Here is a 25,138-nt window from a genome sequence, read left to right on the forward strand (position 1 = left end):
CTGGTAACGGCTATCTCCATGTCCCCTTATTTCGTGGAGTGCAGTACGTGAGTCAGTTCCTTTTACGCGCGCCGTTGCCCCTGTCACTGCTGGCTGCCGGCCTGCTGTCGAGCCCGTTCGCCCTGGCGCAGTCCGCGGTGCTGGAGGTCGACATGCCGGCGGCATCACTGGAAAAATCGCTCAACACCCTGGCGCGCCAGGCCAATGCGCAGATCCTCTTCGCGGGCGATGCGACTGCGGGCAAGGCGGCCCCAGCGCTGAAGGGGCGCTACACCCTGGAGCAGGCCCTGCGCCAATTGCTGGGCAACAGCGGTCTGAAGGCGCAGGAGCGTGACGAGCACACCTTTATCGTCGTGCCGGGCACTGTCGAAGCCGTGGAAGTGCCGGCCAGTGCGGGCGCTGCCGTCGAGTTGTCCAGCCTGGAAATCACCTCGTCCCGGACCAGCAGCAACCTGGTGCCGCAGGCCCGTCAGGTCAACGTGCTCGAGCGTGAGCAACTGGAGCAACTGCGCCAGGGCTCGGACAGCCTGGCGACCGTGCTGGCCAGGAGCATTCCCGGCATGGCCGACTCCAGCCGCACCATTACCGACTACGGCCAGACCCTGCGCGGGCGGACCATGCTGGTGCTGGTGGACGGCGTACCGCTGAACACCAACCGCGACTCTTCGCGCAACCTGGCGAACATCGACCCGGCGTTGATCGAGCGTGTCGAAGTGATTCGTGGCAGCAGCGCGATCTACGGCGCGGGCGCGACCGGCGGCATCATCTCCATCACCACCCGGCCAGCGGGCGGCGAAACCCGGGCCGAAACCAGCCTGACGGCGGTGTCACCCCTCAGCCGGCTGGGCCGCGACGGTCTGGGCGGTCAGGTGCAGCAGCATTTTTCCGGCGCCCAAGGCCCGGTGGACTACGCGCTGGACTTCGGTGCCCGGCATATCGGCGCGTCCTACGATGCCAACGGCAAACGCATTGCCCCCGAGCCTAGCCAGGGCGACCTGTTCGATGCCAACGCCTTCAATATCGGCGGCAAGCTCGGCCTGCGGATCGATGACGAGCAGCGCATCCAGCTCTCCGCCAGCCACTACAACGCCGACCAGGACACCGACTACACCGCCGATCCTTCCGTCTCGCGCCTGCCGCCCGGCTCGGTTGCCGCGCAGCCGCTGTCCGGGCTGTCGCTGGATGACCAGAACCAGATCAATAACACCTTGCTCAACCTGGAATACGCCCACGCCGATGTGCTTGGCAGCACGCTCAACGCGCAGATTTACTACCGCGACTACTTCACCCGCTTTACCCCGTTCGACGCCCGCGGCGTGGCCACGCGCGGGCGCAATGTCGACCAGGTGACGCAGAACAGCGAAGTGTTCGGCAGCCGCGTGACCCTGCGCACGCCGCTGGGTCAAGCCGGCGACACCGAACTGCTGTGGGGGGCGGACTTCAACCATGAACGCAGCGACATGCCCATCGATATTTTCGATCCACGGGTGTTCGACGCCAGCGGCGGCCGGGTCTTCGAGAAGATCGGCAAACTCAGCTACATGCCCGACCTGACCACCCGCAGCCTGGGCGGCTTCGCCCAGCTGCAGCACAAATTCAACGAGCAATGGTCGGTGGAGGGCGGCATTCGCTACGAGTACGCCACGGCGCGCTATGACGACTTCGTGCCGCTCTCGGAATCCACGGCTACTTCGCCGGTGACCGTCGCCGGTGGCGAGGTCAACTACGACGCCTTGCTGTCCAACATCAGCCTCAGCTACTCGCCAGTGACGGGGCAGACGCTGTACGCGGCCTTCAGCCAGGGCTTCCAGTTGCCGGACATCGGCGTGCAGATACGCAACGCCCGACGCGGTTTCGATATCGACTCCTCGAACCTGGAGCCGGTCAAGACCAACAACTACGAACTCGGCTGGCGTGGCGCCGTGGGTGAACAAACCTTGGCGAGCCTGGCGCTGTTCTACACCACCTCCAAGCTGGGAGACGTGCAAAGCTTCAACAATGGCCTGATTCTCACCCGTACCCAGGAGCGCATCTACGGCGTCGAAGGCAGCGCCGACTGGCTGACCGCCGATGAACGCTGGGGCGCAGGCGGCTCGTTCAGTTGGCTCAAGGGCCGCGAGAAACCGGACAACGGCGACTGGCAGGACATGACCGGCTACCGCATCCCGCCGCTGAAAGTCACGGCCTACGTGCAGTACAAACCTGATGAAGACTGGAACCACCGCGCTCAGCTGACCTGGTTCGACAGCGACGACTATCGCCTCGACGGTGTTGCCAGCTTCGGCCGGCGCAAGGTCGACGGCTACGCCACCGTGGACCTGATCAGCCAATACCGGCTGAGCGCCGATGACCAGGTCAGCGTCGGCATCCAGAACCTGTTCAACCGCGACTATTACCCGCTCTACAGCCAGTTGATGCGCAACAGCACCAACACCAGCCACCTGCCGGCGCCGGGCACGGTCCTGACGGCGAGCTACACGCATCAGTGGTGATGACTGCGGCAGGTGCATGACGCGTTGGCCACACCGCACTTGACGGTGGGCCAACGCGCCGGGGAAGCTTGGCCATCACCCACAGGAGCCTGTCATGGACCTCGCCACCCTTGCGCTATTTATCCCCGCCTGTTTCGCCCTGAACATGGCCCCCGGCCCGAACAACCTGCTGTCGCTGAACAACGCCAGTCGCTACGGCTTGCGCACCGCCTGCGCGGCGGGCGTCGGTCGGCTGTTCGCCTTCGCCGGGATGATCGTGCTGGCGGCGCTGGGTCTTGCGGTGCTGCTGCACACCAGCGAATACCTGTTCCTGGCAATCAAGGTGGTGGGGGCGTTCTACCTGTTCTATATCGCCTGGCAACTGTGGCGGGCGCCGGTCGGGCAGGGTGGACCGGTGGGAGAGCGCAAGGGCGGGGTGTTGCGGCTGGCGCGGCAGGAATTTTTCGTCGCGGCAGGAAATCCGAAAGCCATCCTGATCTTCACCGCCTTCCTGCCGCAATTCGTAGTGATAGACAGCCCAGTGCCGGTCAGCGAGCAACTGCTCTGGCTCGGGGTGATGTTCCTGATGCTGGAATGGCTGGCGATCGGCATCTACGCCTGGCTCGGCGCCTATCTGCAACGCTGGTTCAACCAGCCCGGGCCGCGGCGGGTGTTCAATCGGGTGAGTGCCGGGTTGTTGGGTTGTGCGGGGCTGGGGTTGTTGGCGGCGCGGCGGGGCTGATATTCGCTTGGCTTCGACCCTTTCGGGGCCCATATTCGTTGGTTCGCTACCCTGTGTTCCCCGCAGGAAGCCGTCCTCGACACTTCAACGCGCCGAGCTATTCTGCTCTGGTGGCTTTTCGCCGCACTCCAGTTTCAATCAAGCTCAGGTATGGCGTGCAAGCTCTATAGGCTTATCAATCTTCCAGGACGGTGTTGATGAAGTGGACAATCAAAATACTGGGACAAACCGCTAGCTTCTTTTCTGTAGCGGTATGTGCGTTTCAGGCTCATGCATTCCAACTTTCTCCCAACGGAACCGTTGCTGAACGGGAAATGGCCAAGACACAGGGGGTCATTTATAAAGCGTCCCTCCCGTACATTGACGCCGCAGTGCACAGTTTTGCCGATCCTGCGCATGAGGCGCTGACCCAGCGAATCTTCGGCTGTGATGGCGACTGGAAATATTGCAATACACCGGATCTGGAGAACGCTGGCCCCTATGTGATCGCAGGCGTGCGCTGGAATGACGATCCGGTGTTTATGCCCAGCCTCGAAGATGGAAAGACACGAGGTTGCAATGGCAAATATTCGGTCGGCTTTATCACCCAGACGCGCTGCTGGATCAATCTGTTCAACAAGGCAGAAGAGGAGAGTGCGAGCAACCCTCAAGCGTATATGGGAAAGGGCAATTACATAAGCCGCTCGCATTTTGGTGATCTGCAATTTCTGCATGCCATGGCTTCGCAGGAGGGTGTGCCAGCAGAGGTCACTCGCGCAGAGATCTTGATGTGGGCTGAGTTTGCCTGGGGTGTGGCGGACGGCACTTATTCGCTCGGAACCTACTTGAAGGATATTTCCATTGAGGGCTGGGACCGGCACTTCAGTAACGACCAGACGGTGCAGGATCTGTTCACTGTAGGTCGTCCGTGGCTACGGGCCCATGTCAACGAAGTTGCACTCGGCAGCCTGATGCATCTTGTTCAGGACAGTTTTGCCGAAGGCCACGTGGATCGTCGTGAGGAAATCAACGGAGAAAAATGCGCGGACGGCACGCAGGCGGTCTTCGGGCGAATCAGAGAGTTTCATTCTTATGCGGGACAGGACCATGGCAAGCACAAGGATGACGATGCGAGCGAAAGCGCCAGGCAATCGCTGATGAGGCATGATCCTGATGTGGTTGACGCTGGAAAGAGGCTAAGAGGCCTTTTTGCCGATAAGAAATCCTGGGCCGAGGTTAAGCCTTATCTGGAGGGTTGCGTATTTGCCTTGGCCATAAAAACCCGCGTCTCTTCATCTGGCGATAATTATCTGAAGTCAGCGGGGCGTTGAAAGATGATCTGCAAAGACGGTGCAGGCAGGAAATATCAGGTGAGCGGAAAAACCATATTTCTTATCGGGAAATGTTCTGAGTCCAAACGAGACGCTGGCCTATCCTAGAAGACGCACTGCGAGCTCGGAGCTGCAGTCCTTCAACAGTCAGGGAGTCATGGACATGCTATCTACGCTGGAACTGCGCGATATCGTCGAGAAGAGTTTTTTACCGGTTCGCTGCCGCTGCACCCTGGCTGCCGATCATTCGTTGACTGTGCAGTTGTTCGATCGCAGCCAGCGCGTCGACTTGCAGGTGAGCGGGATTCGTGTCGAGCAGTTGAACAGCAGCCGCGCCATTTCCAGCCTGGTAAGCAAGTTGCGCTGCGATCTGCTGGACAAGCAGAACAATGTGGTGCAATTGCGCGACGCAGGCTAACCGTATTCTCCCGACTTTGTAGGAGCGAGCTTGCTCGCGAAGGCTGCTGGGGCTGCTTTGCAGCCCTTCGCGAGCAAGCTCGCTCCTACAACCACGGAAGTCTTTCAATCGCGATAGAACGTCTGCACCAAGTGATAGCCGAATTTGCTCTTGATCGGACCATGCACGGTGCGCAGGGGCTTTTTGAAGATCACCTGGTCGATCGCGCCCACCATCTGGCCCGGACGCACTTCACCCAAATCGCCGCCGCGCTTGCCCGACGGGCAGGTGGAGTATTTCTTCGCCAGCACGTCGAAGGCTTCGCCCTTGGCGATGCGCTGCTTGAGCTGCTCGGCCTCTTCTGCGGTCTTGACCAGGATGTGTCGGGCCTGTGCTTTCATGATGCGGGTGCCTCGGGGTTGCGGGTAAAAGCCGGCGATTATGCCTGATCGCGCAGCTCGATGCGGTCGCGAAAATGCTCCAGCGCCTGGGGATTGGCCAGGGCGTCGGTGTTTTTCACCGGCAGGCCGTGAACCACGTTGCGCACCGCCAGCTCGACGATCTTGCCGCTGATGGTCCGCGGGATGTCCGCTACCTGGGCGATCACCGCCGGGACATGGCGGGCGCTGGTGTTGTCGCGGATCACTTTGCGGATCTGCGTCTGCAGGGCGTCGTCCAGTTGCACACCGTCAGCCAGGCGGACGAACAGCACCACGCGCACGTCGTGCTGCCATTGCTGGCCGATGGCGACGCTGTCCAGCACCTGCTCGACCTTTTCCACCTGACGATAGATCTCCGCAGTGCCAATGCGCACGCCACCAGGGTTGAGCACGGCGTCCGAGCGACCGTGGATCGTCAGGCTGCCGTCGCTGAATTCCTCGGCGTAGTCGCCCTGGCACCAGACGCCCTCGAACTGGCTGAAATACGCAGCCTTGAAGCGCTCGCCGTCGGGATCGTTCCAGAAACCGAGGGGGATCGCCGGGAAATGCCGGGCGCAAACCAGCTCACCTTTTTCGTCCCGCACCGGCTGGCCCTGGTCGTTCCACACCTCGACGGCCATGCCCAGGCCCTTGCACTGCATCTTGCCGCGGCGCACCGGCAGGGTCGGGTTGCCGAGGACGAAGCAGGAGACGATATCGGTACCGCCGGACATCGAGACCAGGCAGATATCGGCCTTGATATCGCGGTAGACATAGTCGTAGCTGTGCGGTGACAACGGTGAGCCGGTGGACAGCAGCAGGCGCAGGCGTTCCAGGCGGTGGCTGTGGCGCGGCTGCAGGCCGGCGTGTTCGAGGGCCGCGAGGTACTTGGCGCTGGTACCGAAGACGCTGATGCCCTCGGCGTCGATCAGGTCCACCAGGCGCTGCGGCGCCGGATGGAAGGGCGAACCGTCATACAGCACCAGCGTGGCGCCGAGGGCCAGGCCGCTGACCAGCCAGTTCCACATCATCCAGCCGCAGGTGGTGTAGTAGAACAGGCAGTCGTCCTCGCGCAGGTCGTTGTGCAGGCCGTGTTCCTTGAGGTGCTGAAGCAACACGCCGCCGGCGCTGTGAATGATGCACTTGGGCACGCCGGTGGTGCCGCTGGAATAGAGGATGTACAGCGGATGAGCGAAGGGCAGGGCGACGAATTCGGGCTCGCCGCCGCGTTGATAGAAGTCCTGCCACAGGCTGATGCGGGCCGAGGTGCGGAAGGCGTCCGGGCGGACATCGTCCTGGCTGTACGGCACCACCAGTAACTGTTCGAGGGCGGGCAGCGCCGCCAGCACTTCGTTGATCTTGTCCACCTGGGACAGGGATTTGCCGGCGTACTGGTAGCCGGCGCAGACCAGCAGCAGCTTCGGCTCGATCTGGCCGAAGCGCTCGACGATGCCCTGGGTACCGAACTCCGGCGACGAGCTGGACCAGATCGCGCCGAGGCTGGTGCAGGCGAGCATCGCCACCACGGTCTGCCAGGTGTTGGGCATGCACGCCGCGACACGGTCGCCGACGCCGATGCCGAGGGCCTTGAAGGCGCGTTGCAGGCCGGCGACCTCGGCCGCCAGCTCCGCGTAAGTCAGGGTGATGCGCTGGCCGTCTTCGCGCACGGAAACCAGTGCCGTGCCGTTATCGCGACGGCGCAGCAGGTGCTCGGCGAAGTTCAGGGTGGCGCCGGGGAACCAGCGCGCGTCGGGCATCCGCGGGCCTTCTTCCAGCACTTGCGTGGGCGGTTGTTGCCAGCGCACGCCGAAGCGCTCGGCCAGCGCCAGCCAGAAGGCCGGGCGCTGTTCGATGCTCCAGCGGTGCAGGTCGTGGTAGTCGGCCAGTTCGAGGTTGAACCGGCGATTGATCTCGCCGCGGAACTGATCCATGTGGCTTGCCTGAATACGCGCCTTGCTTGGGCGCCAGAGCACATCGTTCATGCCGATTCCCCTCGTTCAACGGCCTGTTCTGAGTTTATTCGACGCTGGCGGTTTTCACCTCGGTGGAGGCCGACCAGATCCGGTAGCGGACCTCGACCCCTTCAGGAACGTAGACCACCACCGGCAGCTTGCTGTTGTAGCGCAGCAGGAAGCCGTCGCCGATCACCGGGACGAAGGCCTTGGTTTTGCTCTTGTCCGGGCAGGCCATCAGGGTCGAGGCCGGGCCGGAGACTTTTTCCAGGCGGTAGTAGGGATAGCCCCAACCCTTGAGGTCTTTCTCCACGAGGTGGCCGCCCAGACGCTGGCGGTTGCAGTCCACTTGCAGCTCCTTGCCGGCCAGCACTTCTAGCTTGAAGGCGTTTTCGTCTTCCTGGGCGGGCAGGTGGATGACCTGGCGGATGAAGCCTTTTTCGGCTTCAGGGTAGGGCGCGACATCCTTGAGGCTGGCGGCCACGGCGAACGGGCTGATCGCCAGCGACAAGGTGAACAGGGCAGTCAGGGAAAACGGGCGCATAGCGGCTCCTTGCTTGATTTTCGGGTCAGTCATGCCGGTCAGCCGCAGGCGTCGCTCGCCCCGTCGATCACTGGGCGAGCCAGCCGCCATCGATGTTCCAGGCGGCGCCGCGCACCTGGCTGCCGGCTTCACTACAGAGAAACAATACCAGCTCACCCAGATGTTGCGGTGTGACGAAGGCCACGGATGGCTGCTTCTCGGCCAACAGATCGTGCTGTGCCTGTTGCGGATCGGTGCCGCTGGCGATGCGGTCGTCGATCTGCTTCTGCACCAGCGGCGTCAGCACCCAGCCGGGGCAGATGGCGTTGCAGGTGATCGGTGTGGTGGCGGTTTCCAGGCCGACCACTTTGGTCAGGCCGACCACGCCGTGCTTGGCTGCCACATAGGCGACCTTGCCCACGGAGCCGACCTGGCCGTGCACCGAGGCGATATTGACGATCCGTCCCCAGTTGCGTTCGCGCATGCCGGGCAAGGCCAGGCGGGTGCAGTGGAACACCGCCGAGAGGTTGAGGGCGATGATCGAGTCCCAGCGTTCCACCGGGAATGCCTCCACCGGGGCGACATGCTGGATGCCGGCGTTGTTGACGAGGATATCGACACCGCCGAATTCCGCCTTCGCGTAAGCGAACAGCGCTTCAAGCTGGGCCACGTCGCCGAGGTCGGCGGGGTGATGAGCAACCCTGCCGCCATGGCTGGAGACCTCGGCCAGCGCTGCGGCCGGGTCGCCAAAGCCGTTGAGCAGCACGTTGGCGCCGGCGGCTGCCAGCACCTTGGCGATGCCCAGGCCGATGCCGCTGGTGGAGCCGGTAACCAGTGCAGTTTTTCCGTGAAGACTCATGGGTGGCTCCTCAAACGATGCCAGTAGCGTAGAAAGTAGCGATCACGACGAACACCGCCAGGGTCTTGATCAGGGTAATACCGAAAATGTCCTTGTAGGCTTCGCGGTGGGTCAGGCCGGTCACCGCCAGCAAGGTGATCACCGCGCCGTTGTGCGGCAGGGTGTCCATGCCGCCGCTGGCCATGGCGGCTACGCGGTGCAGCACTTCCAGCGGGATATTGGCGGCGTTGGCCGCGGCGATGAAGCTGTCGGACATCGCCGCCAGGGCGATGCTCATGCCACCGGAGGCAGAACCAGTGATCCCCGCCAGCAAGGTGACGGTGATCGCCTCGTTGACCAGCGGATTGGGGATGGCCTTCAGTGCATCGGCCAGCACCAGGAAGCCCGGCAGCGAGGCGATCACCGCGCCGAAGCCGTATTCCGAGGCGGTGTTCATCGCCGCCAGCAAAGCGCCGCCGACCGCACTCTTGGTGCCTTCGGCCAGGCGGCTCTTGATCGCCTTGAAGCCCGCCACCAGCACCAGCAGGATGCCCAGCAGCAACGCCGCTTCCACCGCCCAGATCGCGGTGAGCTTGGCGATATCGGTCTGTACCGGCGCGGCCATGCCTGGCAGTTGCAGGCTGTGGGTCTTGCCGTACCACTCGGGAATCCAGCGGGTGAACAGCAGGTTCATGATGCCCACCAGCAGCAACGGCGACAGTGCCAGCAACGGGTTGGGCAGGCTCAGGTCGTCGGCGGTTTCCGGCTCGTTACGCAGCTCGGTGCCATAGCCTTCGCCGGCGCGCAGGGCCTTGTTGCGCTGGCGTTGCAGGTAGAGCATGCCGGTGCAGAACACGAACAGCGTGCCGATCAGCCCCAGCCAGGGCGCGGCCCAGGCGGTGGTGTTGAAGAAGGTGCTGGGGATGATGTTCTGGATCTGCGGCGTGCCGGGCAGGGCGTCCATGGTGAAGGAAAACGCGCCGAGGGCGATGGTCGCCGGAATCAGCCGCTTGGGGATATTGCTCTGGCGGAACATCTCGGCGGCGAACGGATAGACCGCGAACACCACCACGAACAGCGACACGCCGCCGTAGGTCAGCAGGGCGCAGACCAGCACGATCACCAGCATCGCCTGGCGCGTGCCGAGCAGGCGAATGGCCGCGGCGACGATGGAGCGGGAGAAGCCCGACAGCTCGATCAGCTTGCCGAACACCGCGCCGAGCAGGAATACCGGGAAGTAGAGCTTGATGAAGCCGACCATCTTTTCCATGAACACCCCGGTAAAGGCGGGTGCGACGGCGGACGGGTCAGTGAGCAGGACCGCGCCGAGGGCGGCGATGGGGGCAAACAGAATGACGCTGTAACCGCGATAGGCAGCGAGCATCAGCAGCGCCAGGGCTGCGAGGGCAATGATCACACTCATCGAGTGTCTCCTTGGTGAATCTTGTTTTTGTTGGGTGCAAGGAGAGTGCGGGAATCGTGCCAATTGGTTAAGTGGCTAATTTATAAGGGGAAAATATTGTTATTTGGTCTGGGCGGACGAATTTGTCTCTTAAGTGAGACTTTTTAGGGTTTGAGGGCCTCATCGCTAGCAAGCTAGCTCCTACAGGGAATCCGGTGCCCGCACCCCCTCTGTAGGAGCTAGCTTGCTAGCGATGAGGCCAGAACGCCCAATCCCAAAAAAGAGACATGAATCTCTTTATGGAGACGAAATCCCCAGCGCCACCAATTTCTTGTACAACGTCGACCGCCCCAACCCCAACTGCCGCGCCGCCTCCGGCACATTCCCCGCGCACCGCGCCAGCGCGTTCTGCAGCAATTCCCGCTCGAACGCCTCACATGCCTCGCGATACCCCTGCACCGGCGCATCCACCACCGCCAGCGGCTGCAACGGTCCCAGCGCCGACTGGATATCCGCCACCGCCAACCGCGCCTGATCCGCCAGCAACGTCGCCCGCTCCAGCACGTTGCGCAGCTCGCGGATATTCCCCGGCCAGGCATGCCGGCCCAACAGGGCGAGGGCGTCATGTTCCAGCTCATGGCGGCTGCCCAGTTCTTCGAGGATGGTCTCGCTCAAGGCCGGCAAATCGTCCAGCCGCTCGCGCAACGCCGGGACGTCGATCGGCAGCACGTTCAGTCGGTAATACAGGTCGGCGCGGAACTCGCCCCGGGCCATGGCCGCCTGCAGGTCCCGCGAGGTGGCTGCGATGATGCGCACGTCGCTCTGCAGCATCTGGTTGGAGCCCACCGGCTCGTATTCCTTTTCCTGCAACACCCGCAGCAGCTTGCTTTGCAACGGCAGCGGCATGTCGCCGATTTCGTCGAGGAACAGTGTGCCGCCCTCGGCAAGCTGCAACTTGCCGGCGCGGCCCTTGCGCTCGGCGCCGGTGAAGGCACCCGGCGCGGTGCCGAAGAACTCGGCTTCCAGCAGGGTTTCCGGAATCGCTGCGCTGTTGATGCTGACGAAGGCTTTGTGCGCCCGCGGCGAGGCGGCATGGATGGCGTGGGCCAGCAGCTCTTTGCCGGTGCCGGTCTCGCCCAGCAGCAACACCGCCGAATCACTGCTCGCCGCGCGCCGGGCGCGGCGTTTGACTTCCAGGCTCTGCGCGCTGGTGCCGATGAACTGGTTGAAGCTGTATTTGGCCTGGCGGGCACGCAGCAGCGAGCGGGTCGAGGCCAGTTCCTGCTGCATGCTGGCGTAGCGCTTGAGCAGCGGCGACAGGCTGCGCAATTCGTCGAACAGGGCAAAGCCAATGGCGCCGATCACCGCGCCGCCGGCGTCATGAATGGGCAGGCGCATCACCACCAGCGGCTCTTTCGGCGTGTCGAGCATGTCCAGCAGCGCCGGGCGGCCCTGGGTGACCACGTCGCGCATCAGGCTGCCGGGGATCACCTGCTCGCACGGCTGGCCGATGGCGGCGCTGGCATCGGTCAGGCCGAAGCGTCGCGCATAGCGCTCGTTCATCCAGACGATCCGCGCGTCGCGGTCGACGATCACCGTGCCTTCGCTGGACTGCTCGATGATCTCGAACAGCGATTTGATCGCCAGGCTGCGCACCCGCTGGTAGTCCTTGAGGCTGTCGCTGTCGTGCATGAGGTGTTCCGTCAAAGGAAAAGGTGATTCAGGCCCGTGGATCGAAGGCCTCGCGCAGGGCGTCGCCGATAAACACCAGCAGGGTGAGGATCAGCGCCAGGGCGAAGAACGCGGTGAAACCTAACCAGGGTGCTTGCAGGTTCTGCTTGCCCTGGTTGACCAGCTCGCCCAGCGAGGCACTGCCGGCGGGCATGCCGAAGCCGAGGAAATCCAGCGCAGTCAGGGTCGAGATGGCCCCGGTGAGGATGAACGGCAGGTAGGTGAGGGTGGCGTTCATGGCGTTGGGCAGGATGTGCCGGATGATCACCAGCCGGTCCGGCAGGCCCATGGCCCGCGCCGCCTGCACGTACTCCAGGTTGCGCCCGCGGAGAAACTCGGCGCGCACCACGTCCACCAGCGCCAGCCAGGAGAACAGCGCCATGATCCCCAGCAACCACCAGAAATTCGGCTCGACAAAGCCGCTGAGGATGATCAGCAGGTACAGCACCGGCAGCCCCGACCAGACCTCCAGCAAGCGCTGGCCGATCAGGTCGACCCAGCCGCCGTGATAGCCCTGCAAGGCGCCGGCGGTAACGCCGATCAGCGTGCTGATGACGGTCAGCGCCAGGGCAAACAGGATCGAGATGCGCGTGCCGTAGAGCACCCGCGCCAGCACGTCGCGGCCCTGGTCGTCGGTGCCCAGCCAGTTGCTCGCGCTGGGCGGGCTGGGGGCCGGCACCTGCAAATCGTAATTGGGCGTGTCGGCGCTGAACGGCACCGGCGCAAACAGCATCCAGCCGCCGTCGCCCTCGATCAGTTCGCGCACGTACTGGCTGCGGTAGTCCGGCTGGAACGGCAGTTGGCCGCCAAACTGCTGCTCGGTGTAGCGCTTGAACGCCGGGAAATACAGGCTGCCCTTGTGGCCGAGCAGCAGCGGCTTGTCGTTGGCAATCAGCTCGGCGCCGAGGCTCAGGGCCAGCAAGGCGACGAAGATCCACAGCGACCACCAGCCGCGCCGGTTGCGGCGGAAATTCTGCAGGCGGCGCTGGCTCAGCGGCGACAGGCGAAACATCAGCGTGCCCTCGTGGCGAAGTCGATGCGCGGGTCCACCAGCATGTAGCAGATGTCGCCCAGCAGGCGGATCAGCAGGCCGAACAGGGTGAAGATGAACAGCGAACCGAACACCACCGGATAGTCACGGCTGACCGCCGCGTCGTAGCTCATGCGGCCGAGGCCGTCGAGGGAAAAGATCACTTCGATCAGCAGGGAGCCGGCGAAAAACAACGTGATCACCGCCTGCGGAATGCCCGCGACCACCAGCAGGATCGCGTTGCGGAACACATGGCCGTAGAGCACGCGGCGTTCACTGAGCCCCTTGGCCCGCGCGGTGACCACGTACTGGCGGGTGATTTCGTTGAGGAAGGCGTTTTTGGTCAGCAGGGGGAGGGGGGCGAACCCGCCGATCACCAGCGCGCCCACCGGCAGCACCAGGTGCCAGAAATAGTCGGCGACCTTGCCGATCAGGCTCAGCTCGGCGAAGTTCTCCGACACCAGTCCGCGCACCGGGAACCAGTTCAGCGAGGTGCCGCCGGCGAACAGCACGATCAGCAGCAGGGCGAAGAGAAACGCCGGCAGTGCGTAGCCGATCACGATCAGGCTGCTGCTCCAGGCATCGAAAGCGCTGCCATGACGCACCGCCTTGCGGATGCCCAGCGGGATCGACACCAGGTAGGTGATCAAGGTCGCCCAGAAGCCGAGGGAGATGGTCACCGGCATCTTGTCGAGGATCAGGTCGGTGACCTTGGCGCCGCGGAAAAAGCTGTCGCCGAAGTCGAGGCGGGCGTAGTTGCCGAGCATCAGCCAGAGCCGTTCCGGTGCTGATTTGTCGAAGCCGTATTGTTTCTTGATGGTCTCCAGCAACGCCGGATCGAGGCCGCGACTGGCCCGCGAGTCCACCTGCAGCGACGACGAGCCGGGCGCACCGCCGCCGATACCCTGCAAACGCGCCACCGCCTGTTCCACCGGTCCACCGGGGGCGGCCTGGACGATGACGAAGTTGACCAGCAGGATCACCAGCAAGGTCGGGATGATCAGCAGCAGGCGCCGGAAGATATAGGCGGTCATTTCGCGGCTCCCCTGCGTTCGGCCATCTCGGCGTTGGTCAGCGGTGTCGGGCTGACTTCCCACCAAGTGTCGAGGGCCGGGTCATTGGCGGCGGGGATTTTCGGCAGGCCGAAGCGGTTCCACCAGACGCTGGACGTGCCCGGCGGATAGTAGTTGGGGATCCAGTAGTAATTCCATTGCAGCACCCGGTCCAGCGCATGGGCGTGGCGCTGCATGTCGGCCTGGGTGGCAGCGCGCACCAGGCCATCGATCAGGCCATCGATCACCGGGTCCTTGAGCACCATGAAGTTGTTCGAGCCGGGATCGTTGGCCGCCGCCGAGCCGAAGTAGCTGTACAGCTCCAGACCCGGCGAGGGCGACACCGGGTAGCCGGTGACGATCATGTCGTAGTCGCGGGCCATCAGGCGGTTGACGTACTGGGCAGCATCGACGCGGCGGATCTGCATGTCGATGCCGATCTGCGCCAGCGTGCGTTTCCACGGCAGCAGCAAACGTTCCATGCCGTTCTGGCCATTGAGGAAGACGAAACTCAGCGGCTCGCCCTGGGCATTCACCAGGCGATCGCCGTCCGGGCGCCAGCCGGCCGCCTGCAACAGCGCCAGGGCCTGCAACTGCTTGTCGCGGATCAGGCCGGAACCATCGGTTTTCGGCGCCACGAACACCTGGGTGAAGGCTTCATCGGGGACTTTTCCGCGTAGCGGTTCCAGCAGCTTCAACTCGTCGGCGTCCGGCAACTCGCGGGCGGCCAGCGGACTGTTGGCGAAGTAGCTCTGCTGGCGGATATACACGTCGCGCATCATCCGCCGGTTGCTCCATTCGAAGTCCCAGAGCAGGGCGATGGCCTGGCGCACGCGGCGGTCCTGGAACATCGGGCGTTCCAGATTGAACACATAGCCCTGGGCGCTTTGCGCCATGTCCTTGGCCAGGTGCGCGCGTTGCAGGCGGCCGTCGTCGAGGGCCGGGCCGTTGTAGCCGATGGTGTAGCCGGTGGCCGAGAACTCGCGGTTGTAGTCATAACCGCCGCCGCGCAGGACTTGCCGGGCAACGTCGGTGTCGCCGAAGTACTCGATGCGCAACTGGTCGAAGTTGTAGCGGCCACGGCTGACCGCCAGGTCCTTGCCCCACCAGTCGCGCTCGCGTTCGAAGGTGATGCTGCGGCCATTGTCGATCCGCGCGACGCGGTACGGCCCGCTGCCCAGCGGCGCTTCGAAGCCGCCGCCGTTGGCGAAATCGCGGTCGCGCCACCAGTGTTCCGGCAGCACCGGCAGGGACGCGAGGTCCAGGGCCAGGGTGCGGTTCTGGTTGGTCTTGAAGTCGAAGCGGACCTGGGTCGGCGATTCCACCACCACATCGGCGACATCGGCGAACTGGGTGCGGTACTTCAGGTTGCCTTCGCGCAACAGCAGGTCGTAGGTGAAGCGCACATCTTCGGCGCGGATCGGCTTGCCGTCGGCGAAGCGGGCTTTCGGGTCGAGGTAGAAACGCAGCGACAGACCGTCGGCGGCCCGTTCCATGCGGCGGGCAACCAGGCCGTAGACGGTATAGGGCTCGTCCAGCGAGCGTACCGCCAGCGGCGAGTAGAGCCAGCCGTCGATTTCACTGACGCCGATGCCTTTGTCGATATACGGAAGAATATGGTCGAACTGGCCGATCTCGATGGCCGAGCGGCGCAGGCTGCCGCCTTTGGGGGCGTCAGGATTGGTGTAGTCGAAGTGACGGAAATGCTCCGCATAGCGCGGGGCTTCGTCGTAGACGGTTAGAGCGTGGGAAGGGGCGGCCTGGGCAGTCAGGCAGAGCGCCGTCGCGAGCAAGCTCGCTCCTACAGTGACGGTTTTTCGCAACATCAACTGTAGGAGCGAGTTCACTCGCGAAGGACCGCAAAGCGGTCCCGGGTGTCGGCGCAAGACCGATCAGTCCTGGCGGCTGGTCACTTCCAGCAGGTGGTAGCCGAACTGGGTCTTGACCGGACCCTGCACGGCATTCAGCGGCGCGCTGAAGACCACGGTGTCGAATTCCTTGACCATCTGGCCTGGGCCGAACGAACCCAGGTCACCGCCCTGGCGGCTGGACGGGCAAGTGGAGTTGGCTTTGGCAACGTCCGCGAAGTCGGCGCCGGCTTCGATCTGTGCTTTCAGTTCGTTGCACTTCTCTTCGCTGCTGACGAGGATGTGGCGTGCGCTGGCTCGGGCCATGGGGGGTACTCCTATTGGGAAAAGCCAGAGCCTACCGTAATTGCGCGCTGATTTCTCCGGTGTGTGCGTAGGAAATTCATCTTTCTGCCTAGCATTTCTGTCAGTTGTGGCTTTTCTCCGCCGGCTTTTCAATAAGCCCGGTCACCTGTGTCGAAAGGCACATTCCAGTGTCCAGGGGAGAGCCGCCGTGATTATCTTCGAAAAGATCCAGAATCGGCCTTTACGCCTTCTTCCGCGCCTGATCTGCGCGCTGCTGCTGTGTCTGGTTTCCATCAGCGGCTGGGCACTGAATGGCCCGGACACCGCACGACAGCTCAACCAACGTCTGGCGGCGACCCCGGCGCAGTGTGTCGGTGGCAACCCGGTCTACGCCTGTAGTGGTGTGCTGGTATTGCCGATGTCCGAGGGGCATCCACAACCGTTCTGGCATCACGATGCCGAAGCCGAGGCGCGGGGGACGGAGCGCTTTCAGTTTCTGCGCAGGGACGGCTTTACCGGGCCGTTGCCCGGCAATGTTGGCTACATTCTGTACGACCGGTTCACCGCCATTGGCCAGGGCAAGGCTTATGACGTGGTCACTGATGGCGGCGGGGCGCCCGGTGACGTCATGGTGCGCAACTGGGACAAGGACCAGCCGCAGTCGCTGGCCGTGCAGGCGCTGTATTACGACATCAGCCAACCCGACAGCTTGTTGCGCGCCCAGCGTGGTCAGCGCGAGTACTTTGACGCGACCGGGGACTGGCTGCCGCTGGTGCGCTTCGCTCCCGGTGACGCTGATGCGCTGTTTGGCTTCGCCACGCAGGAGCAGCTCTACAGTGGCTATCAGGTGGCCGATCGGCTGAATGCCCGCTACGCGAGGACATCTCCCACCTGCGCCGACGGCGGGGCGGCCTACCGCTGTAACGGCGTGCTGTTGCGCACGACTGACGTGGGCAATTTCCACGCCTGGGACCCGAGCCCGATCTCCGTCAAAGGGAATGGTGTGTCGTTCATGTACTTTCGCGCCGATCTGAAAACGGTTCGATTCTATAAAGCTCAAGGCTTCGTGGTTCGCGAACTGTCCTATCCCGTTGCGCAACCGCTCAGCCTGCGCTGTATTTTTCCCTTCGACGCACATACCGGCGGCTCAGTGGATTACTGCAACTTCCGACCCTCCTGCGCAAGCCGAGGCATCACCAGCGTCGCGGCCTGGGATGCCGCATATGTTTCGGCGCCCCATACGAGCTGTTTTTTTGATAACTCAGCGGGCGAGTATCAACTGGCGCTCGATATCCGTAACCAGAGCGGTGCGCCATCCCCGTATCACTGGTCGGAATTGATCATCGCCGCCTGGCCATCGAACGTCGGAGAGCAATTGCCGCTGGAAGCATTCGTCTACAGCGCTGGTGCTGGCCTTTCCGGCGCGAAAGGGTTTCAGCTCGATTACCTCAACACTCACCGGCGCTACCTGCCGGTGCTGGAGGTCGTTCCTGATGCCGCCGATGGCAGGCCGTTTGTCTTCAAGCCTGAAGACCAGAGCATTGAATAATTGGCGCCAGGGCGTTGCAAGCTCGCGAGGAGCATCGCGTTCGCGGTCTGGCGCATCAGGCTGCGCACTCAGCGGGCTATATCACTCACTTCCTGCAACCGTGAGGCGGCGTCGAGCAACATCGCTTCGGTGCGGTCCCAGCCCAGGCAGCCATCGGTGATCGACACGCCGTACTTCAACGAGCCCTTGCCCAGCGCCTGGCAGCCGTCGAACAGATGGCTTTCAATCATCACTCCCACCAACGAGCGGTCGCCATCCACCCGTTGACGCAGCACGTCATCGAACACCGCCGGCTGTTTCAGCGGGTCTTTGCCGCTGTTGGCGTGGCTGCAATCGACCATGATCCGCGCCGCGATGCCGGCCTTGGCCAGCCCCTGACGGGCTTGCTCGACGCTGGCCGCATCGTAGTTCGGGCCTTTGTGGCCGCCGCGCAACACCAGATGAGTGTCCGGGTTGCCGAGGGTTTCGACGATGGCCGGATGGCCCAGGGCGTCGATGCCGAAATGCCGGTGCGGGTGCTCGGCGCTGCGGATCGCGTCGCAAGCGATGCCGACACCGCCGTCGGTGCCGTTCTTGAAGCCCACCGGCAGGCCGAGGCCGCTGACCATCTCGCGGTGAATCTGCGATTCGGTGGTGCGTGCGCCGATCGCCGCCCAGCTCAGCAGGTCGTCGAAGTAGCCCGAAGCCATGGGTTGCAGCAGTTCGGTGGCAACCGGCAGACCGAGTTCGAGCATCCCCAGCATCAGTTCGCGGGACAGGCGTAGGCCGCCGTGCATGTCATCGCTGCCGTCCAGGTGCGGGTCGTAGGCCAGGCCTTTCCAGCCGACGGTGGTTCGCGGCTTTTCGACGTAGGCGCGCATCACCAGCAGCAATTGGTCGCCGACACGTTGCGACAGCGCGGCAAGGCGTTCGGCGTATTCGAGGGCGGCGCGGGGATCGTGCAGGGAGCAGGGGCCAACGATCACCAGCAGGCGCGGGTCGTTGCCGTCGAGGATGTTCTTCACCGCCTGGCGGTGGTGCTGGACCTGGGCCGCGAGGGCCGTGGAAAGTGGCAACTGCTGTTTGAGTTGTACGGAGCTTGGCAGACGCAGGCTGACCGGAGTGTTGGCCGCGGCGTTGGTGTTCAGGGGCAGTGCTTGGCTGGACGCTTGCATGTTCGGATTTCCCTGGGCGGAAGGCGGGTTCTGTCCCGCGCCTTCGGCCCTATCGCTGTGTTCGACAGATACGTGTAAGTGTGTGATTGCCACCTGTACTGGACCGGTCGGAGGCGGCTGGCTGGCCCGAACGGCAGTGGCTAAATCGCCAGGCAGAGCGTTGGTAACGGTAGTCAGTGGTGGTGTTCATGTGTCGTTCCTCAATGGTGTCGGTGTGGTCGGGCCCAAAAAAACAAAACCCCCGGAGGGCGGGGCCGACCGGGGGTTTGAGTATTCTCGTATTCGGCGGCCCCTTTGAGTGGGCGCCGGTGTGGGTATCAGCGGCGCCTTTGGCTAAACCAATACCCAAAATAAAAGCCGACTGGAGCCGCAGTCCCGCAGGCAGCCACGGACACGACGGAGCGCGCGAGGCGACCGGTGTGTTGTACGTGGTTGTGAGGGGTAGGTTGCATGCTGTGCTCCAGTTGAATGCGTTCGAGCTTACTTCAGCGTAACTGCGTGTTTCAACGATTAATTTCAATCGAAACGATTAATTTAAAGTTCTTCTCGGAGTGGTGGGGGGGATGTTTTTGGGCTTGGGCTTTGGTGCGGTGAGCTTATCCATTCGATGCGGCGCCGCTGCCGGCGCTTTCCGCCTTTACGGCGTCCTACTTTTTTCTTGGAAAAAGTAGGCAAAACCGCTCGCTCCTGCATACGGCCCTGCGCTGCGCTCCGGGTCCCCTCCCTCCGGCGTCTTACGGGGGCACGCGGCCTACGACTTGCAAGCAAGTCTACATCTCGCGTCTTCGGCTGCGCCGAAGGGTGCTGCGCACCTGCCCCCTCCAGACGCCTCCACTCGGCCTCCTGAAGTCGCAATTTGCGGCGCCTGAACTTGCGTGCATGAAGAGCAGAATCAAGATCAAGGGCAAAAAAGAGCACAAGCAAAAAAGAGCAAGTCGGTGGTTTTCCCTGCTTCTGATTTCGAAGAAGCGTCATTACAGGCGCCGCCCGTAACTTCGCGACTTCAGGAGGCCGAGCGGAGGTGCCTGTAGGGGCAGTGCGCAGCACCTTCGGCGTAGCCGAAGACGCGAGATGTAGACTCGCGAAGCGAGTCGTAGGCCGCGTGGCCCCGAAAGGCGCCGTAGCGAGGGGACCCGGAGCGCAGCGTAGGGCCGGATGTGGGAGCGAGCGGTTTTGCCTACTTTTTCCAAGAAAAAAGTAGGACGCCGTAAAGGCGGAAGGGGCCGGCAGCCTCGCCACATCGAATGGATAAGCTCCCAACACCCATGCCCGAGCCTAAGCCCAAACCCCAAAGATCATGTCCGTGAAAAACCGCAATCAAGCCTAACGCCGCAGGTACGCCGTGAAGTCGATATCACCGGCACTGAGGATCGCCTGCACCCGGTTATGCACATTGAGCTTGCGCAGAATCGCCGACACGTGGGCCTTCACCGTGGTTTCGGCGATATCGAGGTTGTAGGCGATCTGTTTGTTCGACTCGCCCTTGGTCATGCGTTCCAGCACTAGCAGTTGCTTGCGGGTCAGCGCTTGCAGCAGTTCCGGGGCAAAGCCCTGGGTTTCGTTCTGGCTGCGGCGGCTGCCGCTCTTCTGGGTGCGGATGATGTCCGGCGGCAGGTAGACGTTGCCGTTTAGGATCTGCTCGATGGCATCGGTCATCTGCGAGCGCGGCGACGACTTGGTGATGAAGCCCACCGCGCCGTAGGTGATGGCTTGCAGCACCACTTGCTTGTCTTGCTCGGCGGAAACGATCACCACCGGGATGGTCGGCGCTTCGTTGCGCAGGTTGATCAGCCCGCCCAGGCCGTGCATGCCGGGCATGTTCAGGTCGAGCAGGATGAGGTCGAGGTCGTCGTGCTCGCCCGTCAGCGCCAGGGCGCTGTCGAGGTCGGCGGTTTCCATGACTTCACTGCCGGGGAACCCGTCACTGATGACGTTGTGGATGGCTTCGCGAAACAGCGGATGGTCGTCGGCGATCAGAATCTTGTACATGGCTTTGCACCTTATTGTTTTTGGCGTTGACCGCAAGGAAGTCGTCGTTCAGGGAAAGACCTCGGGCGTGGCGGCAACCACGGGCAGGCCCGCGGCTTCCCAGGCATCCAGGCCGTCACGGTACCAGTACAGGCGTGTGTAGCCCAGCGCCGTGGCGCGCTTGACCGCGTTCCAGCTCAGCCAGCAATCGGAGCGGCAATAGAACACGATCGGCCGCTGCCGGTCGCCGTTGCTGAGGCGTTGCAGGTGGTGGCTGAAGTACTGCGACCACTGCGCATCCAGCTCACCGTCGCCGGTGTTGGCCAGCCAGTGGCTGCCGGGCAGGTTGGCGTGGGCTTCGCTGTCGATGAACTGGCCGTGCAGCCACTGGCGTTTGTAGACGTCGATCAGCAGCGGCTGCGGCTGGGCCGCGAGCAGCGCCTGGACGCCGGGCGTGTCGAGGGTTTGCGCGCCCTCGGCACTGGCCGGGGTCGGGCTGCGGTAGAGGGTGGCGCGGTAGCCGTCGGCGGAAAACAACGGGGTGTCGGCCAGGGCAGTGCTGGCGAGCAGGCCTGAAAACGTCAGGCAGGCGAGGGCGGACAGGACGCGGGGCAGCATAGTCGGCAGTCTCATTTTTGTTATGCCGGTATTACAGGTCAGTAGCGCAGCTTTGTGAATGCGACCATCGACAGCAAAAGCGCTACCAAAGTAGTAGCTGGGCAGGCCGGGCAGGGCTCTAGCATGGGGTTTGGCGAACAACAACGAGAACGACGCCGATGGACATTCTGCTGGTTGACGATCACCCCATGCTGCGCCTGGGCCTCAGTGCCGTGCTCGCCGAGGAACTGCCGGTGCGCGAAGCCGCCTCCGGCGAAGAGGCGCTGCAACGGGTTCATGAACAGGTGCCGGGCCTGGTGCTGATGGATTTCGACCTGCCCGGCATCAGCGGCCTGGAAACCACCCGCCGCTTGCGCCAGCGCCTGCCGCAACTGCGCGTGCTGTTTTTCAGTGAACATACCGAGCTGGGCCTGGTGCGCCAGGCGCTGGACGCCGGCGCCTGCGGTTATCTGTCCAAGTCGGTAACGCCGGCCACGCTGCTCGAAGCAGTGCGGCGGGTGTTGTCCGGCCACGCCTATATCGAACAGGCGCTGGCCACGCAATTGGCGACCCAGTCGCCGCGGGCGCAGGACAAGGATGCGCGATTGAATGGCCTGACCCAGCGGGAAACGGAAATCTTCCTGATGCTCGCCAAGGGCACCTCGATGCGCATGATTGCCGAACACCTGTGCCTGAGCGGCAAGACCGTTTCCAACTACCTGACCCTGGTCAAAAGCAAGTTGCAGGTGAGTTCCCATGCGGAGCTGGTGCATCTGGCGATCCAGACCGGGCTGCTGCGCGAAGTGGCGAGCTTCAAGCTGCAAGCTGCAAGTTAGGAGTGTTTCACCTACCGCTTCGCTTGCAGCTCGAAACTTGCCGCTTGCAACTGCCGTCTTAGTCCCAGGTCTTGGGGCAACCCTCGCAGCCTTCCATGTTGGCATCCTGGAAATTCGCGTAATGCTTGCGGGTTCCGCGCAGATCAGCCTTTTCCAGGTTGCTTTCGCCGAACTTGGCTTCTTGCAGGTTGGCGTCGGCGAGGATGGCGCCCTTGAGGTCGGCGCGGCTCAGCCAGGTCATTTCCAGGTCGGCGGCTTGCAGGTTGGCGTTGTGCATCTTGGCCCCGGCAAGGCGGGCGAATTCAAGGTAGGCGGCGCTGAGGTTGGCGTCGTTGAACTTGGCGCCCTGGGCGAACATGCCCCAGGCCTGCACGGCCACCAGGCTGGCGCCGGTAAGGTCGGCGATGCGCAGGTTGGTCTGTTGCAGGCTGGCGCGGTTGAGGTTGGCGCCCTGCAATTGGGCTTTTTCCAGGTTGGCCAGGTCGAGATTGGCGTGACGCAGGTTGGCGTTGCGCAGGTTGGCGCCGGCCAGGTTCATCTTGCTCATGTCCTGATTGTTGAGGTCAGCGCCTTCGAGGTTGGCGTTGGGGCACTGGCTGCCTGACTGGATCACGCAGCCATTGATGGTCAGCGGCTTGTCGTCGCCGGCGTCGTCATTGGCGATGGCGGCGAAGGCGGGGGAAATGGCAATGGCGAGCAGTAGTGGAAGGTATTTCATGGACATCTCCTGAGGAGGCGTGCCCCGTGCCTTCCCTGTAGGAGCGAGCTTGCTCGCGATGGCGTCAGATGATGGCCATCGCGAGCAAGCTCGCTCCTGCAGAGGTGGCGGGTGGCGAGCCCTGAAGTCGAAAGCGAAAGGGGGGCTGTCAGGCCCCCCTCGTTCAGCTCAGATCAACGCTGTGCGGTCTTGGTATCCCAGGCAGGGATCTTGAATACCCAGAACGAACCGCCTTGTGCCACTGGCTTGGTCAGCTCAGCCATGTCGCCGCCCCACAGTGGAACAGCACCGCCGTAGCCGACGGTCACGCCGATGTACTGCTCGCCGTCTTGTTCCCAGGTGATCGGTGGCGAAACGATGCCGCTACCGGTCTGGAATTTCCACAGCTCTTCACCCGTCTTGGCGTTGAACGCCTTGAAGAAGCCGTCACCGGTACCGGTGAACACCAGGTTGCCCTTGGTCGCCAGCACGCCAGCCCACAGCGGCAGACGCTCTTTGTGTTCCCAGACCATCTTGCCGGTGGTCGGGTCCATGGCGCGCAGCGAACCTACGTGATCTTCGTACATCCGCTTGATGCGGAAGCCCATGCCGAGGTACGCGGAGCCTTTCTTGTAGTTGACGGTCTCGGTCCAGTATTCCTCTTTCCACTGGTTGGACGGCACGTAGAACAGGCCGGTGTCCTGGCTGTAGGCCATCGGATTCCAGTTCTTGCCACCGAGGAACGGCGGCGAGACTTCGACCGACTTGCCACGGGTTTCGCCTGGCTCTGGCTTCGGCGGACGCTGGCCTTCGTTCTCGACCGGGCGACCGGTCTTGAGGTCGATGTGGCTGGCCCAGGTGATGTTGTCGGCGAACGGGAAGGCGTTCTTCAGCTTGCCGTTGGTACGGTCGACCACATAGAAGAAGCCGTTACGGTCAGCGTGGGCGGTGGCCTTGTACTGCTTGCCGTCTTTATCCTTGTAGTCGAACAGCACCAGTTCGTTGTTGCCGGAGAAGTCCCAGGCATCGTTCGGGGTGTGCTGGTAGAACCACTTCACTTCACCGGTGGTTGGGTCAACGCCAACCTGGCCGGAGGTATAGAGGCTGTCGTAGTCGTGCGGGTTGCCGTCTTTCGAGGTCCGTGCCCAGGTGTTCCACGGGCCAGGGTTACCGGCACCGACGATGATGGTGTTGGTCTCGGCGTCGAAGCTTGCGCTCTGCCAAGGGGCGCCACCGCCGTGGCTCCAGGCCTCGACCTTGCCGGTTTCGGTGGTCGGATCATCCGGCCAGGACGGTGCTTTCACATCGCCAGTCGGGGTGCTGTCCTTGCCGTTGATGCGGCCCATGTGGCCTTCAACGAACGGACGCATCCAGACTTCTTCACCGGTGTCCGGATCGCGGGCGAACAGTTGGCCGACAACACCGAATTCGTCACCGGAGCTGCCGTGGATCAGCAGAACTTTGCCGGTCTTCTGGTCTTTGATCAGGGTCGGCGCACCGGTCATGGTGTAGCCGGCACTGTGGTCGCCGAATTTCTTGTTCCAGATGACCTTGCCGGTGTCCTTGTTCAGCGCGATGACGCGCGAGTCGAGGGTGCCGAAGTAGATCTTGTCGCCGAAGATGGCGGCGCCGCGGTTGACCACGTCACAGCATGGACGGATGTCGTCCGGCAGGCGGTGGTTGTAGGTCCACAGGCGTTTGCCGGTCTTGGCGTCGAGGGCGAAGACCCGCGAGTAGGAACCGGTAACGTAGACCACGCCGTCATGAATGATCGCTTGCGACTCCTGTCCACGCTGCTTCTCGTCGCCGAACGAGTACGACCAGGCCGGGGTCAGCTTGAACACGTTCTTGTCGTTGACCACAGCCAGCGGGCTCCAGCGCTGGGCGTTGGTGCCCATGCCGTATTGCAGCACGTTGTTGGTGGTCTTGTGGTCGTCGGCGATGTCTTCCCAAGTCACAGGCTTGGCCTGGGCAGGAGCCATGGCCAGGGTGCTCACCAGCAGCACGGCCTGGACGGCCACGGACAGAGGAGAGAGTGCGGCGGGTAACGATCTTATTGTCATGTTGGTGTTTCCCAATGGAGGTTTTGGCCTGCATAGACTGGAACGCCAGCGCCCTTCGAGAAACGGAAAAACTCCCGCCCTTGCCGGGAAAACTTCCCGGTCCGGACATGATTTGGCACTGCCTCACAAGCGCTACTACCAAAGGACTGGGTCGCGACCACCAAAGCAGCATGGGGGCTGTACGGCGCGCTTCCTAAGATGGCCGGCAGAACCTTTCGCCAGAGAGGTTTTCGCGTGCAACCGTGCAACCAAGT

21 protein-coding genes are annotated in these 25,138 nt (G+C 63.1%); 6 read left to right on the forward strand and 15 right to left on the reverse strand.

Annotation, left to right across the window (positions count from 1 at the left end; genetic code table 11):
• The first annotated feature begins 47 nt into the window (after positions 1-47).
• From HWV67_RS04765 to HWV67_RS04780, 4 genes are all read left to right on the forward strand, one after another.
• Positions 48-2,492 (forward strand): TonB-dependent siderophore receptor, encoded by a 2,445-nt coding sequence (locus HWV67_RS04765; protein ID WP_175650151.1) that lies wholly within the window; start codon positions 48-50, stop codon positions 2,490-2,492.
• A gap of 94 nt (positions 2,493-2,586) precedes the next feature.
• Positions 2,587-3,213 (forward strand): LysE family translocator, encoded by a 627-nt coding sequence (locus HWV67_RS04770; RefSeq protein WP_175650152.1) that lies wholly within the window; start codon positions 2,587-2,589, stop codon positions 3,211-3,213.
• 197 nt (positions 3,214-3,410) lie between these two features.
• Entirely contained in the window at positions 3,411-4,523 is a 1,113-nt protein-coding gene (locus HWV67_RS04775; RefSeq protein ID WP_256680006.1) for a hypothetical protein, read from the forward strand.
• A 163-nt stretch (positions 4,524-4,686) separates the two neighbouring features.
• Entirely contained in the window at positions 4,687-4,941 is a 255-nt protein-coding gene (locus HWV67_RS04780) for a DUF1652 domain-containing protein (RefSeq protein ID WP_371929271.1), read from the forward strand.
• A gap of 104 nt (positions 4,942-5,045) precedes the next feature.
• Here HWV67_RS04780 and HWV67_RS04785 read toward each other — a convergent pair whose 3' ends face one another.
• The 10 genes from HWV67_RS04785 to HWV67_RS04830 form a co-directional block, all read right to left on the reverse strand.
• Positions 5,046-5,321: a peptidylprolyl isomerase gene (locus HWV67_RS04785; RefSeq protein WP_095153555.1), complete on the reverse strand. Its 276-nt coding sequence runs from the start codon at positions 5,319-5,321 to the stop codon at positions 5,046-5,048.
• 38 nt (positions 5,322-5,359) lie between these two features.
• On the reverse strand, positions 5,360-7,321 hold the full coding sequence (locus tag HWV67_RS04790; RefSeq protein ID WP_175650153.1) for an acetoacetate--CoA ligase: 1,962 nt from the start codon (positions 7,319-7,321) through the stop codon (positions 5,360-5,362).
• 34 nt (positions 7,322-7,355) lie between these two features.
• Entirely contained in the window at positions 7,356-7,835 is a 480-nt protein-coding gene (gene eco / locus HWV67_RS04795; protein ID WP_175650154.1) for a serine protease inhibitor ecotin, read from the reverse strand.
• Positions 7,836-7,902: 67 nt separating this feature from the next.
• The gene (gene hbdH / locus HWV67_RS04800; protein WP_175650155.1) at positions 7,903-8,673 is read right to left on the reverse strand and encodes a 3-hydroxybutyrate dehydrogenase; all 771 of its coding nucleotides are present in this window, start codon (positions 8,671-8,673) and stop codon (positions 7,903-7,905) included.
• 10 nt (positions 8,674-8,683) lie between these two features.
• The gene (locus tag HWV67_RS04805; protein WP_175650156.1) at positions 8,684-10,075 is read right to left on the reverse strand and encodes a GntP family permease; all 1,392 of its coding nucleotides are present in this window, start codon (positions 10,073-10,075) and stop codon (positions 8,684-8,686) included.
• Between the two features lie 276 nt (positions 10,076-10,351).
• On the reverse strand, positions 10,352-11,746 hold the full coding sequence (locus tag HWV67_RS04810) for a sigma-54 interaction domain-containing protein (RefSeq protein WP_175650157.1): 1,395 nt from the start codon (positions 11,744-11,746) through the stop codon (positions 10,352-10,354).
• Positions 11,747-11,774: 28 nt separating this feature from the next.
• Entirely contained in the window at positions 11,775-12,797 is a 1,023-nt protein-coding gene (locus HWV67_RS04815) for an ABC transporter permease (protein WP_175650158.1), read from the reverse strand.
• Positions 12,797-13,849, reverse strand: coding sequence for a microcin C ABC transporter permease YejB (locus HWV67_RS04820; protein WP_175650159.1), 1,053 nt, complete (start codon positions 13,847-13,849; stop codon positions 12,797-12,799). Before HWV67_RS04820 ends, HWV67_RS04815 begins: the two co-directional genes overlap by 1 nt.
• Positions 13,846-15,693 carry an extracellular solute-binding protein gene (locus HWV67_RS04825; RefSeq protein WP_175650969.1) on the reverse strand — a complete coding sequence of 616 codons (1,848 nt, stop codon included), beginning with the start codon at positions 15,691-15,693 and terminating at the stop codon, positions 13,846-13,848. Before HWV67_RS04825 ends, HWV67_RS04820 begins: the two co-directional genes overlap by 4 nt.
• A gap of 66 nt (positions 15,694-15,759) precedes the next feature.
• Entirely contained in the window at positions 15,760-16,041 is a 282-nt protein-coding gene (locus tag HWV67_RS04830; protein ID WP_175650160.1) for a peptidylprolyl isomerase, read from the reverse strand.
• Between the two features lie 187 nt (positions 16,042-16,228).
• Between HWV67_RS04830 and HWV67_RS04835 the strand changes: the two genes are divergently transcribed.
• Positions 16,229-17,569 (forward strand): hypothetical protein, encoded by a 1,341-nt coding sequence (locus tag HWV67_RS04835; protein WP_175650161.1) that lies wholly within the window; start codon positions 16,229-16,231, stop codon positions 17,567-17,569.
• A 68-nt stretch (positions 17,570-17,637) separates the two neighbouring features.
• On the opposite strand, the gene HWV67_RS04840 is transcribed toward HWV67_RS04835, so the two are convergent.
• The 3 genes from HWV67_RS04840 to HWV67_RS04850 form a co-directional block, all read right to left on the reverse strand.
• The gene (locus HWV67_RS04840) at positions 17,638-18,723 is read right to left on the reverse strand and encodes a 3-deoxy-7-phosphoheptulonate synthase (RefSeq protein ID WP_175650162.1); all 1,086 of its coding nucleotides are present in this window, start codon (positions 18,721-18,723) and stop codon (positions 17,638-17,640) included.
• Positions 18,724-20,046: 1,323 nt separating this feature from the next.
• Positions 20,047-20,712: a response regulator transcription factor gene (locus HWV67_RS04845; protein WP_110972964.1), complete on the reverse strand. Its 666-nt coding sequence runs from the start codon at positions 20,710-20,712 to the stop codon at positions 20,047-20,049.
• 48 nt (positions 20,713-20,760) lie between these two features.
• The gene (locus HWV67_RS04850; protein WP_175650163.1) at positions 20,761-21,309 is read right to left on the reverse strand and encodes a PQQ-dependent catabolism-associated CXXCW motif protein; all 549 of its coding nucleotides are present in this window, start codon (positions 21,307-21,309) and stop codon (positions 20,761-20,763) included.
• Positions 21,310-21,467: 158 nt separating this feature from the next.
• Here HWV67_RS04850 and HWV67_RS04855 point away from each other — a divergent pair, with 158 nt between their 5' ends.
• On the forward strand, positions 21,468-22,124 hold the full coding sequence (locus tag HWV67_RS04855) for a response regulator (RefSeq protein WP_175650164.1): 657 nt from the start codon (positions 21,468-21,470) through the stop codon (positions 22,122-22,124).
• 58 nt (positions 22,125-22,182) lie between these two features.
• On the opposite strand, the gene HWV67_RS04860 is transcribed toward HWV67_RS04855, so the two are convergent.
• Positions 22,183-22,842, reverse strand: a complete 660-nt coding sequence (locus HWV67_RS04860; RefSeq protein WP_175650165.1) for a pentapeptide repeat-containing protein — start codon at positions 22,840-22,842, stop codon at positions 22,183-22,185.
• Between the two features lie 173 nt (positions 22,843-23,015).
• Entirely contained in the window at positions 23,016-24,803 is a 1,788-nt protein-coding gene (exaA, locus tag HWV67_RS04865; RefSeq protein WP_256680058.1) for a quinoprotein ethanol dehydrogenase, read from the reverse strand.
• Positions 24,804-25,138 lie beyond the last annotated feature (335 nt).

Origin of the sequence: Pseudomonas sp. Marseille-P9899 (assembly GCF_903166565.1) — a bacterium.
Classification (GTDB): domain Bacteria; phylum Pseudomonadota; class Gammaproteobacteria; order Pseudomonadales; family Pseudomonadaceae; genus Aquipseudomonas; species Aquipseudomonas huaxiensis.